This is a genomic window from Rhizosphaericola mali (assembly GCF_004337365.2).
GTDB classification, from domain to species: Bacteria; Bacteroidota; Bacteroidia; order Chitinophagales; family Chitinophagaceae; genus Rhizosphaericola; species Rhizosphaericola mali.
Genome location: NZ_CP044016.1, coordinates 1,246,284 through 1,264,394 on the forward strand (window position 1 = coordinate 1,246,284; position 18,111 = coordinate 1,264,394).

Annotated in this window: 17 protein-coding genes; 10 read left to right on the forward strand and 7 right to left on the reverse strand. The window is 32.4% G+C overall.

The window, feature by feature from the left end:
• Positions 1-2 precede the first annotated feature (2 nt).
• The 3 genes from E0W69_RS05410 to E0W69_RS05420 form a co-directional block, all read right to left on the reverse strand.
• Positions 3-1,499 (reverse strand): RagB/SusD family nutrient uptake outer membrane protein, encoded by a 1,497-nt coding sequence (locus tag E0W69_RS05410; protein WP_131329011.1) that lies wholly within the window; start codon positions 1,497-1,499, stop codon positions 3-5.
• Between the two features lie 9 nt (positions 1,500-1,508).
• On the reverse strand, positions 1,509-4,742 hold the full coding sequence (locus tag E0W69_RS05415) for a SusC/RagA family TonB-linked outer membrane protein (protein WP_131329012.1): 3,234 nt from the start codon (positions 4,740-4,742) through the stop codon (positions 1,509-1,511).
• 208 nt (positions 4,743-4,950) lie between these two features.
• A complete protein-coding gene (locus E0W69_RS05420; protein ID WP_225321404.1) occupies positions 4,951-6,351 on the reverse strand; it encodes a sulfatase-like hydrolase/transferase in 1,401 nt (466 codons plus the stop codon).
• A gap of 162 nt (positions 6,352-6,513) precedes the next feature.
• Here E0W69_RS05420 and E0W69_RS05425 point away from each other — a divergent pair, with 162 nt between their 5' ends.
• Entirely contained in the window at positions 6,514-7,419 is a 906-nt protein-coding gene (locus E0W69_RS05425) for an NAD(P)/FAD-dependent oxidoreductase (RefSeq protein ID WP_131329014.1), read from the forward strand.
• A 484-nt stretch (positions 7,420-7,903) separates the two neighbouring features.
• Here the strand turns inward: E0W69_RS05425 and E0W69_RS05430 are convergent, their stop codons facing one another.
• Positions 7,904-8,788, reverse strand: coding sequence for a LysR family transcriptional regulator (locus E0W69_RS05430; RefSeq protein WP_131329015.1), 885 nt, complete (start codon positions 8,786-8,788; stop codon positions 7,904-7,906).
• Between the two features lie 117 nt (positions 8,789-8,905).
• On the opposite strand from E0W69_RS05430, the gene E0W69_RS05435 reads away from it, so the two are divergent.
• From E0W69_RS05435 to E0W69_RS05460, 6 genes are all read left to right on the forward strand, one after another.
• Positions 8,906-10,246: an amidohydrolase family protein gene (locus E0W69_RS05435; protein WP_131329016.1), complete on the forward strand. Its 1,341-nt coding sequence runs from the start codon at positions 8,906-8,908 to the stop codon at positions 10,244-10,246.
• Between the two features lie 23 nt (positions 10,247-10,269).
• Complete coding sequence (locus tag E0W69_RS05440; RefSeq protein ID WP_131329017.1) at positions 10,270-10,557, forward strand: putative quinol monooxygenase; 288 nt, start codon at positions 10,270-10,272, stop codon at positions 10,555-10,557.
• A gap of 5 nt (positions 10,558-10,562) precedes the next feature.
• Positions 10,563-10,859: a YciI family protein gene (locus E0W69_RS05445; RefSeq protein ID WP_131329018.1), complete on the forward strand. Its 297-nt coding sequence runs from the start codon at positions 10,563-10,565 to the stop codon at positions 10,857-10,859.
• Positions 10,860-10,890: 31 nt separating this feature from the next.
• A complete protein-coding gene (locus E0W69_RS05450) occupies positions 10,891-11,400 on the forward strand; it encodes a PPC domain-containing DNA-binding protein (RefSeq protein ID WP_225321405.1) in 510 nt (169 codons plus the stop codon).
• Between the two features lie 182 nt (positions 11,401-11,582).
• Positions 11,583-12,695: an L-dopachrome tautomerase-related protein gene (locus E0W69_RS05455; protein WP_131329019.1), complete on the forward strand. Its 1,113-nt coding sequence runs from the start codon at positions 11,583-11,585 to the stop codon at positions 12,693-12,695.
• 102 nt (positions 12,696-12,797) lie between these two features.
• A complete protein-coding gene (locus E0W69_RS05460) occupies positions 12,798-13,658 on the forward strand; it encodes a helix-turn-helix transcriptional regulator (protein WP_131329020.1) in 861 nt (286 codons plus the stop codon).
• Here the strand turns inward: E0W69_RS05460 and E0W69_RS05465 are convergent.
• Positions 13,641-14,066: an ester cyclase gene (locus tag E0W69_RS05465; RefSeq protein ID WP_131329021.1), complete on the reverse strand. Its 426-nt coding sequence runs from the start codon at positions 14,064-14,066 to the stop codon at positions 13,641-13,643. The two genes, E0W69_RS05460 and E0W69_RS05465, sit on opposite strands and share 18 nt — an antisense overlap.
• 183 nt (positions 14,067-14,249) lie before the next feature.
• Between E0W69_RS05465 and E0W69_RS05470 the strand changes: the two genes are divergently transcribed.
• Genes E0W69_RS05470 through E0W69_RS05480 form a run of 3 tightly spaced genes read left to right on the forward strand, consistent with a single transcriptional unit; the run spans position 14,250 to position 16,678 of the window.
• Positions 14,250-15,746, forward strand: a complete 1,497-nt coding sequence (locus E0W69_RS05470) for a SulP family inorganic anion transporter (protein ID WP_131329022.1) — start codon at positions 14,250-14,252, stop codon at positions 15,744-15,746.
• Between the two features lie 10 nt (positions 15,747-15,756).
• Positions 15,757-16,077, forward strand: coding sequence for a nucleoside triphosphate pyrophosphohydrolase family protein (locus E0W69_RS05475; RefSeq protein ID WP_131329023.1), 321 nt, complete (start codon positions 15,757-15,759; stop codon positions 16,075-16,077).
• Between the two features lie 19 nt (positions 16,078-16,096).
• The gene (locus E0W69_RS05480; protein ID WP_131329024.1) at positions 16,097-16,678 is read left to right on the forward strand and encodes a 5'-methylthioadenosine/S-adenosylhomocysteine nucleosidase family protein; all 582 of its coding nucleotides are present in this window, start codon (positions 16,097-16,099) and stop codon (positions 16,676-16,678) included.
• Between the two features lie 14 nt (positions 16,679-16,692).
• Here E0W69_RS05480 and E0W69_RS05485 read toward each other — a convergent pair whose 3' ends face one another.
• Both E0W69_RS05485 and E0W69_RS05490 read right to left on the reverse strand, forming a co-directional pair.
• Complete coding sequence (locus tag E0W69_RS05485) at positions 16,693-17,103, reverse strand: nuclear transport factor 2 family protein (protein WP_131329025.1); 411 nt, start codon at positions 17,101-17,103, stop codon at positions 16,693-16,695.
• 447 nt (positions 17,104-17,550) lie between these two features.
• Positions 17,551-17,958, reverse strand: a complete 408-nt coding sequence (locus E0W69_RS05490) for a helix-turn-helix domain-containing protein (RefSeq protein WP_131329026.1) — start codon at positions 17,956-17,958, stop codon at positions 17,551-17,553.
• Positions 17,959-18,111: the final 153 nt, after the last annotated feature.

The following is an 18,111-nucleotide window of genomic DNA, read 5'->3' on the forward strand; positions in this document are numbered from 1 at the left end:
AATTAATATCCAGGATTTTGAGTGTATAGTCCGTTTGATGTGGAGATTTGTGCTGTTGGAATAGGGTATAAGATACTATTATTTGTTGCATTAGATATCTGCGAGCTCAATCCATCGCTTGCTATCCAACTGTTAATCGTTGTTACCGCTTGTCCTTCTCTTATTAAATCATTCCATCGTAAACCTTCACCTGCAAATTCTCTTCTTCGTTCTTCTAATAAACTACTAATAGTAAGAGATGTTAATGCTGATAGTCCGGCTCTTGCTCTTATTTGATTTACATATCCAAGTGCTTCAGCAGTTGAGCCAGTACCTCCATTTAAAATACTTTCGGCCTTCATCAATAGAATATCTGCATATCTTAATACTATAAAATTAATAGGCCAATCTTTTCCATTACTTCCTTTATAGTTAATGTTTATATATTTTTTGAAAAATGTGGATACTTTGTAAGTGTAATTTATATTGAATGTATCTCTAATATCCTGTACTGTGCCAGAAGGTTCGTAGCTTGTTTTAAGATTATTAGTAATATTGAATACACTAGTACCATAACCATTTCCATAAGAATTTGAGATACCCAAACTTACCCAATAAGCGACAGGAACAAGATAACTTGGAAAGGCTGATCCATTTGTTCCACTTTTTGCTTGTACATCAAATATTACTTCGCTATTATTTTCATTTGTATATGAAAAAATATCTGTGTAATTATTTTGCAAACTATAAGTTCCGGAGTTAATTACTTGGTCGAAATAATAGGAAGCACTATCATATTGATTTGCATTTATCCCAGGTCCATTTATATCATAAGTAGGGCCAGATTTAGTCAGGTATACCTGTCCCGCTAACGCGTTGGCGGCACCTAATGTAGCTCTCCCAATATCAGCAGCATCATAAGTTGCAGGTAATATATTAATTGCCTGCTTTAAATCAGATACAATTAGATTATATACATCACTGACCTCACTTCTGGGTATTTGCGTAATTTCACTCACAGTAACAGGAGTAGTGACAATAGGAACTTGCCCAAATTCTTTTACTAATTGGAAATAATAAAATGCTCGTAAAAAATATAATTCGCCATAATAACGTGTTTTTAGACTGGTATTTGTAAGTATTGAACCTTTTTCGTCTAAGGCTTCTAGTACAGAATTGACATTGTAAATGCCATTGAAGTTATCCTGCCATGCATCTGAAATAAATGTCGTACTGCCGATACTAGTGGAGAAATTATTAATCCCGTCCCAATCTCTATTTCCATCAGAGACCGCGTTAATATTATCACTGCGCATTTCTCCTAACCATAATGCTTGCTCGGGAAAATTGTTTAATTGCGCATAAGCACCAGTAACTGCTTGTTTGAAATCATTGGCATTGCTATAAAAATTTCCTGTCGTAGTACTAGATACAGGAGTTTGATCCAATTGTTTAGAGCAAGAAATTATTGATTGACTTAATATAGCAATAAAAAATATATTTAAAAAAATCTTTCGCATGATGTTGATTTAAAATGTAAGATTAAAGCCAAGAGTGATTGTTTTACTTAATGGTGCCGCGCCATAATCTCCAGGAAGAGGGTAGGAGCTATTACCACTATTGTTAGTATTTTGCGCTTCTGGATTTACACCTCCATCGTAATGATCTTTGGTAAAGATATTTTGTAGTGCTACATAAGCTCTCGCTTGTTTCAATACGCCTGTGGAGATTAATTTTCTAAAACTATATCCCAAGGTTACATTTTGAATACGCCAAAAATCAGAAGAATATAACCAATTAGAAGTTACATAGGGAACGGAGGCACTAGAATTTAATTTTCCTCTAGGTGCATTATAATTGGGATTGCTTGTAGACCAAGCATCTTTCCAAACCGCTAAATAATTGGCTGTTGTACTTCCTGGAAAATCAATAGCTCTACCAAGGTAAGATAATATCTTTCCGCCTTGCTGACCATATGCTTGCACTGATAAATCCCATTCCCCATATTGAAACGTATTGGTTAGCCCCCAAGTATAATTTGGATTGGGGTGTCCAGCAATAATACGATCATCGGCGGTAATTTTTCCATCACCATTTGCATCATAATATTTGGGATCTCCAACAGTTTCTTTGGATGTAGTTGCAACTTTATTATCGATATCTTGTTGAGTTAATATTCCATCCATTTTAGTTACAAGAAAGCTAAAAATAGGTTTACCCACTTGTAATAGATAGGGAGCATTACTACCACTATATGCAGAAGAAATCTCTATACGGTCTTGATTAGGACCTAAAGAGGTAACTTTATTTCCATTAAATGCTATGTTGGCATTGGTATTCCAAGTGAATTTTCCGCTTTTAATAGTAATAGTATTTAACCCAATTTCCAAACCTTGAGTCTGCATACTGCCAATATTTTGTAAGGAAGTTGAAAAACCACTCGCTGCCAACACTGGTAAATTCATCAATAAGTCTTTACTATTCTTTCTATATACATCAAAGGTTAAATTGACTCTGTGTGAAAATGCAGTTAAGTCAAATCCTAAATCATAGGTGTTGGAAGTTTCCCATTTGAGATTTGGATTTGCAATCCCCGAAACAACCATTCCTGGTGCTGCAGTTGATGAATTGCCACCAAAACTGTATGGATCTGAGGTATAGGTTTCTACGTTATTATAGTTTCCGATACTATTATTTCCTGCTTTACCCCAAGATGCCCTAAATTTTAAATCATTGATGAAATGAATGTTGTTCTTAAAGAAATTTTCATCTGATATACGCCAACCGAAGGACAAGGATGGAAAAGTTCCCCATTTATTATTGCTTCCGAATCTTGATGATCCATCTTTACGAATGCTTGCAGAGAACAAATATTTTGAATTAAAACTATACTGAGCTCTACCATAATACGATATTAAAACTGAATTACTTTCGGTAGTTGATCCAGAAAATGTTTCGCCTGATGCGCTTACAATTGCATTGTTGAGTGTTTGAACAATATCATTCGCATATCCGCCAAGGGTAGATAATCCAAAGGTTTCTGCATGAACTTTATTATAAGATTCCCCAGCAATAAACGATATCGCATGTCCACCATTGAAAGATTTATTATAATTTATAGTATTTTCATTTACTAAATTTTGAATTGTCGCACCACTATAACCACCACTGGAATAATAACCGGGTTGAGAACTCCTGGCAGATAATGCACCAACAACTACTTGATCCGAAACATAGGTTTTTAAAGTTCTATTGATACCATCATAATTAATTGTAGATCTAGCAACCAAACCTGGAAGGATGGTATATTCTGTGTAGAAAGAAGCGATATTTCTAGTTATCTTATTTAAATTAGTTGACGTTTTTAAATAAGCATATGGATTGATTAATTTGACACTCCCCCAGGCATACCCATCGTTGGAATATGCATTGGTAAATAATCCTGCAGAATCTTCTACAACCGGAGTATATTGAGCTGCATGCATTAAAACGTTATCTTTTCCTTCCAATGGTGGGGCATTGTTTAGAGAAAAAGACGGTGCAAGATTAATTCCTATTTTCAACTTTTTACTCACATTAGCCTCAACATTGGCTCTTAAACTATACGATTTATAATTTGTTTCGATAACTGTACCATCTTGATTTAGGTAATTACCTGCAATGAAGTAATGCACATTGTCATTACCTCCAGATGCACTCAAACTATAATTTTGAAATAGCGCTTTTCTATAAATAGCATTTTGCCAATCAACTAATTGAATGCCCGGGTGACCTGGTTCAGCCCAACGATCATCCTTTACCAAACTTGTATTTAATGTACCTAATATAGCAATTCTTTCTGCTTCGGTTTGACTTGCAGAACGACCAGGTGCTGAATTTACCCAATTAGAGTCAGCAATTGCAGATGCTTGCTTTATCCAATCCTCAGGACTAAGAACATCGAGCTTTTTGGCTACACTACTTATGCCCGTATTTGAATTAAACGAAATTTGCGCTTTTCCACTTTTGCCTCTTTTGGTAGTAATTAAAACAACGCCATTTGCGGCTCTTGATCCATAAATAGCACCTGCAGCGGCATCTTTTAATACTTGAATGCTTTCAATATCATTAGGACTTAAATTATTCAAAGGACTATTTGAGATGGATCCATTTGTACCTTGGCTAACAACATCTAATGGAAATCCATCAATAACATATAACGGTTCTGTTCCTGCAGATAAGGAGCCACTTCCTCTAACAAGTATACTCAAACCTGCCCCTGGCATTCCAGATTGTTGTCTAACTTGTACGCCTGGCAATTGCCCGATTAAGGCTTGTTCGACCCTACTAATGGGTTTTTCTTCAATATTTTTGGCGTCAAATGTCGATTGTGCTCCTAGAAGATTTTTTCGCTTTTGCGTACCATAGCCAATGACTACAACATCGTTGGAAGAATCGACTTTTTGTTGTAGTGTAATAGTGGTACTCGTATCATATATTTCTAAATGTTTAGTTGTGTAACCTACTAATTCAACACGAACTTTATAAGGTAATTTTTGACCTGTTTTTATAAGGAATTGACCTTTGTTATCTGTAAATGTTTGATTGGTCGTCCCTTCTATATTAATCAATGCACCTTCTAAAGGTACTTGACTTGCACTATCAACTATATTTCCTTTCAGAATCGATTGTATGTTGATATGATCTTGCTGGGCTTTGGATTGTATAGACAATAAAGCACCACTACTCACAAGCGTGAGCATCAAAATGTGTTTTATTTTCATAAAAAAATAAAATTCCTATATCATCTTAAAAGATGATACGATTGTTAAAAATGTGTGTGATTGCTAAGTGTGTATGTTGGAAATTATTTGTTAATTCAACACGATTGAATGTGGTTTGTGCAGTTTTGCATATTTTCGTAAAGATTTTTAAATGAACAGATTATTTAAGATCGGAGAGGGGATAAGTTGCCGCTTATTTCCTCTCATTTTATGAAGATTCTTTTGTTGGCCAGTAAGGCGATTCTTCTCTACTATGTAGTAAGATATCTTTTATTTTTTGAATGATTTTTGGGTTTTGTGATGCAATATTATGGTCTTCATGTATGTCTTTGGATAGATCATATAGTTCTATATTATTATTTTTTATAATAGCTTTCCAATTTTTATATCTAATGGCTTGTACAAATCCACCTTCAAAAAATTCCCAATATAAAGGTCGCTCTGACAGCTTTTTATTTTCACGTTTAGAAAATATTAAACTAGAGAAATCAGTACCTTCTGTTTTATAACTTTTAGTATTTGCATAGTTTGCAATACCGCCCAAGGTCGGTAGTATGTCTGGGAAATATAGTGGAGTATTGATTTGCTTTCTTTTTTCAACATTTTTATTATTGGACCATAAAATGAATGGCTCTCTAATTCCACCTTCCGTTAAATCTCTTTTATAACCTCTTAATGGTCCACTAGAGTTAAAAAATTCTGCTATTGCTGTTAATTGTTTCGTCGGTTCGGATCTTGGTCCATTATCAGAAGTGAAAATAACAATCGTATTTTTATCCAAACCAGAGGATACTAAGTAATCTGTGATTTTTTTGACGGAAGCATCTACGTTACTCACCATCGAAGCATAGGTTTTTTCTTCATTTGTCCATACACTATCCTTATAAATTGGGGCGACTGGCGCATCAAGTGGAGAGTGAGGATTGGAATGATTAACCATTAAAAAGAAAGGTTTTTGATCTTGTTTTCTCTCTTTTAAATAGGAAATAGCATCATCTGTTATAATATCACAGGTGTAATAACCTTTACTATTATTTTGATTTTGTGGTATATCTATTAATGTAGTTTGATGTATCCATTTAGCGGGCCAGTAAGTACTTGCATACGTTTCTGGCTGATTGATTAACCATCCTTTAAATGTCTGAAAACCATGTTGGATGGGTGTAGCTAAAGAATCATAACCTCCAATATGCCATTTCCCCATTAATGCCGTCATATATCCCGCGGACTGCATAATGTTGCCAATGGTTGAGTCTTGAGGTAAAATATTTGCACGCTTAACTATAGAATTTCCTTTATAACCTATTGTGCCACCTTGAATCGTTGCATTTCCCCTAATCGTTGCATGCCCTGCATTTCTACCTGTGATTAACATAAATCTTGAAGGTGAGCATACTGGCGCGCCTGCATAAAAGTCATTAAATAAAATTCCTTGTTTGGATAGAGAGTCAAGAAAAGGCGTTTGTATCTTTTTTTGACCAGTGAATCCAACGTCTCCATAGCCCATATCATCTGCGAGAACAAAAACAATATTTATTTTTTGAGCCGAAACCTTATTGTAAACTAACGAGCTTAAAATGTACGTAGTAATTATAACAATTTTTTTCAAAAGTGTCTCTTTTAATTGTCTACAAAAGTAGTAGACTTTTTTAATTTAACAATTATTTTTTCCACACTTATTATTTTTTAATGAATTTTAATTCATAAATGCAACTAAGTTGCGGTTAATAGTTTTTCTTTATCTTTGCAAAAGATTGGAAAAATTTAAACGATGAATAAAAACAATTTTGACGTAATTATTATTGGTGGGAGTTATGCGGGTTTATCTGCAGCGATGGCATTGGGACGTTCATTGAGAAAGGTATTGATTTTAGATACGAATAAACCTTGCAATAGACAAACGCCGCATTCTCATAATTTTATCACACATGATGGAGATGCGCCTATGAAAATTGCAAGTTTGGCAAAAGAGCAAGTTTTGAAATATGCAACTGTAACACTGAAATATGAAGAGGCTATTACTGCTCAAAAAAATGAGTTCGGCTTTGAAGTTCAAACGACTATTGGTAATATTTATAGTTGTAAAAAACTTATTTTGGCCTCAGGTATTAAAGATGTAATGCCTGATATTCGAGGATTTTCCGATTGTTGGGGTATTTCTGTTATTCATTGCCCTTATTGTCATGGTTACGAGGTGAAAGGTGAAAAAACTGGAATTATAGCGAATGGAGATCGTGGTTTTCATGTGGCTAGTTTAGTAAATAATTTGACAGGCAATATCACTATATTGACGAATGGAAAATCCAATTTTACGAATGAACAATTATCCAAACTAGCAGTACATAATATAACTATAGTTGAAAATGAAATAGTAGAAATTGAACATGAGAATGGACAAGTAAAAAACGTTATTTTTAATGATGGTTCACTAATAGCATTTAAAGCGGTCTATGCTGCAATTCCATTCGAACAAAATTCAAATATACCATTGCTATTAGGTTGCGACTTTACAGAAATAGGACATATAAAAGTGGATACATCATATAAAACCAATATTCCAGGCGTCTTTGCTTGTGGCGATTGTGCTTCTATGGCTAGAACTGTAGCGAATGCTGTAGGTTCTGGTAATTTGGTTGGCGCTATGGTAAATATGGAATTAACAACGGAAAGTTTTTAGTAAGGAAAAGGTACTCTTATTTCTTATTTTAAATTGTAGTCAGGGGTTATTTAAATAATTTTTTAACGTATTTATAGTTCTTAGTGCAAGTTATTTTGCCGTTGATTGCTTTATATTTCATTGCTTATTTTTGGGCTTGATATAGAGTATAGGTATATGAATAATGGAAGCCTAAATATATTTAATTTTGCCAATGTGCTGCCCGCCTAGATTTTGATGATCATTATTTCACTTTTTTGGGCAGTCAATTTTTGGATAGTGATCTCCATTTCACCAATAGAACATAGTAAATATTTAGATTTTTAAAGATAATATATGCTTAATTGTACCGTCTTTTTTCCAGAAAATGGGTTGTATAAAATTGCATTTTTTGCTTTAATAATTGTTACAGTAGGTTGTGGATCTCAAAAGAAAGCAACTTTCGATTTCGTGAAAAAGTTAAGAAGATGTATCACTCAATTGTATTTGCGATATATTAATCATGTTAATGGGTATCGGAAAAATTCTGCTGAATTAAATTACACAGATATTGAAGTTTTTCAGACAAATAAATATTTTTTAACCGAATGGCAGAGACTTTTCTTTTCATATCTAAGCCTTCAATTGGAATAGCAATTAAATATTCCTCCTTTTCAATAGCAGTTTGTGCCATTATCCCAAAGCCAATATCATTTTTTATTAATTCTAACAACGTTGGATTATCATTGACTTCCATGATAAAATTAGGGCAAAGATTTTGTTGTCTAAAACTTTGATGGACAAAATCCCATGTATGAAAATTTTTACTTTGCACTATTAACTTCTCATTAGCCAATTCGCGCAAACTAATGTCTTTCCTTTTTGATAACATGTGTGTTTTTGGAACCACTAAACAAATTGGGGTTTCAAATAAAACTTGTTTATCAAATTGAATACTATCCAAGCTAAAGTCAAACGTAATTAGAATATCTACCAAATCGCGACTCAATTTTTCTAACATTTCATTTGAAGAACCAAAATGAACTATGATTTTAATATTGGGGTATTTTTTATAAAAGGCAATGAGCGCATTTGCAATAACTTTTCTAAATGCATAAGTCACTCCTATTCTTATTTCTCCTGTATTGTTTTTCTTCAACTCCTCCAAAATGGTAATTGCATCTTTTGTCTTTTGGATGCAATCCTTTGCATAAGGATAAAAATAACGTCCCTCTTCAGTAAGCGAGATATGTTTGCCATTTCGATTAAATAACTTCACTGCCAATTCATCTTCCAGTTGAATTATTTGCTGAGAAAGTGTACTTTGTGATATATAAAGTTGTTTGGATGCCATTGTAAAACTCATAGTGTCCACTATATTTACAAAATATCTCAACTGTCTTAATTCCATTTTGTTGTTATTTGTGATAAAGATAGTTTATTATCGGTTTTAACGATAGATATTATACAAACAAAGAATAGATAACTATAATAAAATATCATGACCTTTGAAAAATAAATAAAATATATGAAACATTTACCCTTTTTCGTATCCATTTTCCTAAGCGCTAGTCAACTTGTACATGCTCAGGATAATGTAATCCTAAAACACGCAACTATCATTGATGGAAAGGGAGGTGTCGAGAAGAATGCTGATATCCTTATAGAGGGTAAGAAGATTATTAAAATTGGTACGAATTTGACGGCCGCTGGCGTTAAAGAAATCGATTTGAAAGGAAAAACTATCATGCCTTCATTAATTTCAGATCACGTACATATTGGAAATGTAGAAGGTACAGAGTCCAATGCGAAATTTTATACAAGAGATCACATTCTATATCAGTTAGAAAAATATACTAATTACGGCGTTAACAATATTATGGTCATGGGTACTGATCGTCCATTTTTATTTGACTCTGGTATTCGTGATTCAAGTGCAGCCGGGCTTTTGCCGGGCGCGCGCATACATACTGCTGCTATTGGGTTTGGTGCGGTGAATGGTGCACCTCCCTTACCTATGGCTATGGATCAAGTTTTCAGACCTACTGCAATAGATCAGATACCTCGCGAGTTGGATAGTATAAAAGCTTATAAGCCAGAATTGGTAAAGATGTGGCTAGATGACTTTAACGGTACTTATAAGATTAAAATGAAACCTGAAATATATAAGGCTATCATTGCGGAAGCACATAAACGGAATTTAAGAGTCGCTGCCCATGTATATTATTTATCCGACGCACATAGACTTGTACAAGATGGTGTAGATATCTTAGGACATAGTATTAGAGACTCCATTATTGATGATCAGTTGATACAAGAAATGAAGCAAAAAGGTGTAATTTATATTCCGACATTATCGTTAGATGAATTCGCTTTCATATATGCTAAAAAAACTGAATGGCAAAATGATCCATTTTTCAAAGCCTCATTGGAGCCTGGTGTGTATGAATTGATCACTTCGCAAGCTTATCAAGATAAGATAAAGAATGATCCTCTATTTAATACAAAAGTAAAAGCATTAGAAATTGCAATGAAAAATTTGAAGAAGTTGTATGATGCCGGTATATTAATAGCATTGGGAACAGACTCTGGAGCAATGTTTGTAAGAGCACAGGGTTTTTCAGAACATTTGGAATTACAATTAATGACAGAAGCAGGATTAACACCTATGGAAGCAATAGAAGTGGCTACAGGCAATGCGGCAAAAGCCATTCATATTGACCAAGATTTCGGAACGATTGAAGCCGGAAAGGTGGCCGATTTGCTAATTTTAAATGCCAATCCTCTTGATAATATTAAAAATACTAGAAAAATATATCAAGTTTGGAAAGATGGTAAGAAAGTCAGTGATGGTCCTATTAAAAAATAAATTTAATCTTTAAAATCAATAATATGAAAACATTAAAAATTGTAGCAAAATTTGTAGTAACACCAGAAACGAAACAAACCATAATTGATGCTGTACTAAAATGTCAAGGACCCTCTCGGGCAGAAGAAGGTAATAATTACTATGACTTGACTGAAAGTGTCGAAGATGAAAATGTCGTAGTTATCTTAGAAGAATGGAAATCACAAGAAGCTATTGATTTTCACAATTCCACTGAGCATTTCAAAGAATTGATCGCCTCTGTTACTGGTAAAGCCGATGTTACTATCGATGTGTTGAAAATTTTAAATTAATCTATATGTTTTTTATAGTCAGAAGCCAAGATCATGCAGATAAATTAGCGGTTCGCCAAGAATTTACTGCTGATCATAAAGCTTTTTTAGCTAAATATACAGATCAAATTTTAATCCCAGGAACCTTATTTTTAGAAGAAGGTGGTGCTGCTCAAGGTTCTATTTGGATAATAAAAGCAGACTCAAAAGAAGAAGTAGAAAAAATTTGTTTACAAGATCCATTTAGGATAAATGGTTTACGTAAATCGGTGGAAATTTTCATATGGAGTCGTGTATTTCCTGATAAGCAAGTGACGATTTAGCGTCAGATTATTCATCAATAATTTTAATATTATGAAACTAAGAACATTTATCACTATTTTAATTCTAACGATTATGACACAAGTAAATGCACAATCCTTTATAAAAGGAAATGGTTGGACTGCTAGAAAAGTAGGAACAACTTATATAGTTAGTCTTAATGATAAAACGAGTATACTAGAAGATTTAACGGATTTTGTAAAAAGTGAGAAAATTACAGCAGGAAGTATTGTCGGTATCGGAGCTATAAATGAAGCAACACTTCGCTTTTTTGATCCTACAACAAAAAATTATGTAGACAAAAAATTTTCCGAACAAATGGAAGTGAGCAATATAACAGGTAATATTTCTGAAGTTTTAGACAAACCAATGTTACACTTACATGTTACTCTTGGTAGAAGTGATTATTCCGCATTAGCAGGACATTTGTTAGATGGGAAAATACGTGGCGCTGGTGAATTATATGTTTACCCTGTAGATAGTAAAATTATTAAAGTTAAAAACGAAAATGTAGGTTTGAATTTCTACGATTTCGAAAAATAGTATTACTAAATTTTGTAAAAAGCGTCAACAATTTGTTTCAAATTGTTGACGCTTTTTATATGTAGTCTCTTAGATACTATGAATTATACATATTTTAAGCTTATTTGTACTATTTTATTAACTTAATTAGGTAGAATTTTGTATTTATCTGAAAATGTTTTCAGTTTAAATTAGTAATCATTATGAGAAAAAAAATAATTTATAATTCAAAAACAGCTCTATTTTCACTCATATTTGGAATGGTATTTTTGACTACCATTCAAGCGCAAACAGATCCTCCTAAATTAAATCTCATTGCAGAAACATATAAAAATAATTGGAATGGTGTTGCGATATCCAATGATGGTCGATTATTTGCCGAATTTCCAAGATTTGACAAAGGGGATTATCCGTCGATTGTAGAAATTAAGAAAGACGGCAGTCAAGTGCCCTATCCAAATAAAGAATGGAATAGTTGGAAAAAAGGAAATGATCCACTGAAGGCATTTGTTTCGTTGAATGCCATTTATATCAATAAGGAAGACAACCATTTGTGGGCGGTTGATCCCGGAGATCCTAATTTCGGTGCGAATATTAAAGGTGCGGAGAAATTGGTAGAAATGGATGTGAATACCAACAAAGTCATCCAAACTTATATCGTACCAACGGAAATGGTGCCCGGAAATACGCATTTTAATGACATTCGCATCAAAGGAGATTGGGTGTATATTACAGAATCTACACAAGGCTCTATTTTTGTTTTGAATAAAAAAACAAAGAAATTTAGACGACTATTATTGGATTCTAAACTGACAAAAGCAGATACCAGTATTCACCCAGAATATTTTGGTAGAATATTGGAAGCAAGTCCTGGTAAAGCACCTGTACTTAATGCAGATCAAGTAGAACTGAACCCAGCAGGTGATACTTTATATTTTAGTAGTCCATTTGGTCCTAATTTATATCAAGTTGCGACTGCCGATTTGCGTAATGAAACGCTTACTACACCCGAACTAGAAAAGCGTATTTCTGTTTATATAACTATGAATCCGATTGGCGGATTGATCATGGATAAAAAAGGAAATTTATATTTGGGTGAAGTTAAAAATGGTTCTATTCGTTGTGTCGGACAGGACAAAAAGACCAAATGGATTTTACAGGATGATCGGATTAAATGGCCTGATGCGTTGAGTATCTCCGAAGATGGAACATTTTACATTGCGATTGCGCAGGTGGGAAGTCTACCAATGATGTCTAACGGAAAAGACTTGAGAAATCCTCCATTTTACATATTTAGTTTTAAACCAAAGGAATAGAATCTTAAAATCCAATATAAAACGAATCGCAGATGGATTAAATCAAGGAATTGTTTTATATTGGATTTATTGAAATTCTTTATTGCATATTTAAGCTGAACGATGGATATTATATATCAACTCCCAGAAGATTTTATAAAAGATACGTTGCATGCTCCAGATGAAATCATCATTCGAAGGTATACATCTGATATTGCTCATATAAATAGCAAAATATCACTGAATAAAAATATGCTGCAAATGATTATTTCTGGTAGTAAGTCGATTAAATGTAGTGATGGAGAGATGATTGTTCATTCAGATGAATTATTTGTCCTACATCATGGTCATATATTGACATCTGATATTATTACAGATAAAACTTCTTTTGAAAGTATAATATTATATTTTTCAGATAGTACGTACAATAATTTTTTTGCTCGCTATATAGAAAATGACTATGTTATTCCAGAAAAAAAAACTTTTACAGTTTTAAAGCAGGACTTAATTTTAAAAAGTATTAGCCAGTCCATTCAGTTATTATTGAGTAATGATATCTATTTTTCGAAAGAAGTTAAACAAATAAAGTTTGATGAATTATTTCTCCATTTATTCCAAATATATCCTCAAACAATGTTGGCATTTAATATTCAAACTAGAATAAATAAGGCTCAAGATTTAGTAAAAATAGTTGAACTATACACTTTTAGAAATATAACTTTAACTGAGATGGCTTTCCTATGTCACATGAGTATGTCAACATTTAAACGAAAATTTATTGAATATTACCATATGACACCTCAAAAATGGATACTCAAAAAGCGATTGGAAAAAGCCAAAATACTTTTACAATTAAGTAGAGAGAATCTGTCTACTATATTTGAACAAATTGGATATGAATCCTTGTCAAGTTTCTCCAATGCATTTAAGAAAGAATATGGTATTTCTCCGCGTAAATACAAAGACTCAATCCAATGTATTTGATTTTTGTATATCTTTTAATTGTGCAACTATTGATGATAGGGTATTTAATCCCCAATGTTCAAAATACCTACCGTCTTTTATTCTTACAATATCGATAATATCAATCTTGATAGGTTGATTAGTTGGCTGTACATCGAATAATTGCCCTGTTAAAATGCCATTTATTTGTTTTCTAGTTGTAACGAGGTCTTCTTCTTCAATTTGTTGTAAAATAGTCACGGTTAGTTGAGAAATGGCAGGACGAAGAATATGATTAAAGGTATAAATCATACCCTCTGGCCCTTGAGAATTTAAAGGTGCTGAGTGATTTATAAAATTAGGATCTATTAATTCACTAAAAGAATTATGATTTCCCGCTTCAATTACTTCTTTATTGAATCGTATTACGATCTCTTTTAACTTACTCATATAATTTTTTACAAAACTAAAATACTTTGTTAGTTACCTTGTTGAGCAAAACAATCATTTTGTTGTTCTAATCAGTCAATTTTTTTAATAGGTACAGTTGTTTTTCTATAATCTCATAAATTGATCTTTACCTTTCTAGTTGAAGTTTTTGTAATTTTGGCGATTTCAATCTATATAAATATAATGTCAGGAATCCGGTTATTTGATTTTACACAAAAAATTAATTATAAGAATGAATTATTTTCTGGATTTGCAGTCGCTATGACTATGATTCCAGAGTCTCTTTCTTTCGCCATTTTAGCGGGGTTTCCACCTTTAATGGGTGTGTATGCAGCATTTATTATGGGGTTAATTACTTCGATATTAGGTGGTCGACCTGGAATGATTTCTGGAGGTGCTGGTTCAACAACGATTGTCTTAATCGCATTAATGCAAAAAAGTGGATTGGAATATGTTTTTGCTGCAATAGTTCTAGCTGGATTGATACAATTATTTATAGGTATAATGAAATGGGGTAAATTTATATGCCTTGTTCCAAAATCTGTGATGTATGGTTTTGTAAATGGGTTAGCAATTGTAATCTTCATGGCCCAAATACATCAGTTTAAAATAAATGTGGATGGACATTCGCAGTGGATGCATGGTAATGAATTATGGCTAATGATGACATTGGTGATATTGACTATATTGGTAGTGTGGATTTTTCCCAAAATCACTAAAAAATTTCCACCAACATTAGTTGCCATTTTTGCGGTATTTGCAATTGTATATATATTTCACATTCCAACTAAGACCGTGGGTGATATTGCGTCAGTTGCTGGCGGATTTCCCCCCTTTCATATTCCTAAAATTTCGTTTAATTGGCAAAGTTTGCAATTAATTTTCCCTTATTCTTTAGTAATGGCCTGTGTTGGACTTACTGAAGGCTTGTTAACTCTGAATGTTGTGGACGAAATAACTGCATCAAAGGGAAATAGTAATAGAGAATGCATTGCTCAAGGTATTGCAAATATGACCAATGGCTTTTTTTATGGTATGGGAGGATGTTCAATGATTGCACAGACATTGGTCAATCTTAACTCTGGATCTAGAGCTCGACTTTCTGGTATAATAGCATCGTTAACAATTTTAATCATTATATTAGTAGGAGCTCCATTTATAAGCAAAGTTCCTATGGCAGCATTAACTGGAGTAATGATTATGGTTGCTATCGAAACTTTTGAATGGACAAGTTTTAAAATTATTGGAAAAATGCCATTCGCAGATATATTCATCGGAATTCTCGTTGCGTTGATTACTGTTTTGTTTAGTAATCTAGCTCTAGCAGTTTTGATTGGAGTTATCTTATCTGCATTAGTATTTGCATGGCAAAATGCAAAAAAAATAAGGGTGTCAAGTTTTATAAATACGTCAAACGAGAAAAAATATACAATTTCAGGTCCTTTATTCTTCGGCTCGACCATGGCATTTCTAGAAGCTTTTACAATTGAATCAGATCCAGTAAGTATTATAATTGATTTTAAATCGAGTAGGATAGCGGATATGTCTGGAATAGATGCAATACAAAATATATTGAATAAATATGCATCGGTAAATAAAGAGGTTCATTTACTAAATTTGGATGATGAAAGCCGTTTAGTTTTGGAAAAGTCTGGAGTATTGATTACTTTATCAAATTAAAATATATACAATGAGTAGTAATAATTTGGATGAAATAGTTAAACGATCTTTAGAAATAAGGAAAAAATATCATGAATTAGAAATACTACATCATAAAAGTGAATGGAGTATAGAAGAAGATGCGTTGGCTTACTTAACAGATGCTGGTTTGGTTGGTAGAAATATAATGTCTCAGCAAAAGCGTTGGCCAAAAGAGAATTCCGAAAATGAATTGATCCATAAAATAGGTGAAAATTTTTGGTGGTTAACAATACTATCTGAAAGATCTGGTATTAATATAAAAGATGCCATTGATAAATTTTTAGACAAAACAGAACAACTTTTAAAATAATCTAAATAAAAAGAAACACGTGATTCATATAAATGCAGAAAATCAATTTCCCGTTGATAATATCCTATTTTCATTTGCACTAGCGACAGAAGCCGCGGACGTTTTTGATCAATATAATACACTCATAACAGGAATCGGAAAAGTGAATGCTACCTATGAATTGACAAAATTGATTCAATTAAAAAAGCCATCACTAATTATCAATTTGGGGTCTGCGGGTAGTGATTTTTTTAAAAAAGGAGAAGTTGTTTGCTGTACAAAATTTGTCCAAAGGGATATGGATGTGCGAGGCTTAGGTTATACACAATACGAAACGCCGCTTTCTGGATTGCCTATAGTGATTGAATATGGTCTTGCTTTCGCAGGATTGCCTATAGGGATCTGTGGAACTGGAGATAGTTTTGAAATGGGACATGAACCAACAATTTACAATGTCGTTGATATGGAATCTTATGCTCTAGCAATGATTGCTATGAAAGAAAATATTCCATTTTTGTGCTTGAAATATATTTCAGATGGAGCAGATGATAATGCAGCTGAAGATTGGAATATACAAGTTCATAAAGCCGCATTAGCTTATGGAAAAATTCTACAATTATAATAGGGGAAACTCTATTATAGTTTTTTAGTAGATTGCCAAGAATACATTACCCATTGATTGTTTTCCAATTTCCATATCATAGTGAAAAGATTGTCGAGCTTGGTATAACTACCTTCTAATAGAGCTTCAATCTGTACCTGTCCATATAATAAGACTATTTTATTTTCATTGATGTTTATAATTCTAGAAATTTCAATCTCTAGTACATCATAACGCACTTTTTTAGCTAATATTGGGGCTATATAAGATTGAGTATTGTCTACTTTAGCCGAAGAGTGAATGTAAATTGCATCCTCCGCCAATAATTTTTGTAGTACCTCAACATTTCCTGTTATCATTGCTGCTTCTCGTTCTTTCTCAGCCTCAAATAAGTCTTTATATATATCTAATATTTCGTCTGAGATATTTTTAAATTTTAAAGCCATAGTCTATTCATTTCGAACAAAAATATCTAAATAAGGATCTATTTAACACTAAAATAATGTTAAATAGAATAAATGAAAGCAGTTAGTTTTTTAAAGGTTTAGGGTTATATAATCAGGTTAGTCAACGACTATTAATATTTTTCTAATTGCTAAATTAAGACAGGTTTTTTACTTAATATTACGGAAAACCGTAAACTGAATTTTAATCATAAAAAGAGGCCAGAGTTAGAAAACTCTAGCCGTATATAGATTAAGATAAAAGATTAAATACGCCGTTGCTATTCTTTTATTTAGTCTAAATAATTTTTAAAAGCCAGTATTCTATTTATCATTTTTTAATACTAAAAAATAAATTTCTGATGAAAATGTAATCATAGAAATATTGACTATATGTATAATCTTATAAGAGATTATTTATCTATTCAATGATTATAAAGCTTTAAAAAATTAGTATTTTATTATATTTTGAAATGGTGCAAAAAAATTCTTTACACGTTTTTTTTGATAATTAGTAGGAGATAAACCAAATAATTCGCCGAAACACTTAGAATAGTAGGATGGGCTTTCAAATCCAACTTTGAAAGCAACTTCTGAACTATTATAACCTTCTTCTAAAAAAGAAATCGACTTTTTTAATTTAAATATTTTTATAAAATCAGTAGTAGATATTCCTACTTTATCTTTAATTTTTCTATGTAATTGGGTACGACTTAAATGTATATCTTTTATGAGTCTTTCTATAGTATAATCAGGGTTTTCTATATTAATTTCTAATAACTGAATTGTCATTTTGAAGAACATTTCAGTTTCTATTTCATTAATATGATAGTTAAATTTTACGAGTTTTTCGTTCATAAATATGGCAATTAGATTTGTTAAAATTAATAAAACATATTTAATATAAAAAGTATTAAGAATAAAGTAATTCCTAACTGAATTTAATATTGCATAATATTTTGGGCAAATTTTTTATTTGTTTTTCCTTCTGAGTTGCAAGTAAATTTCCGA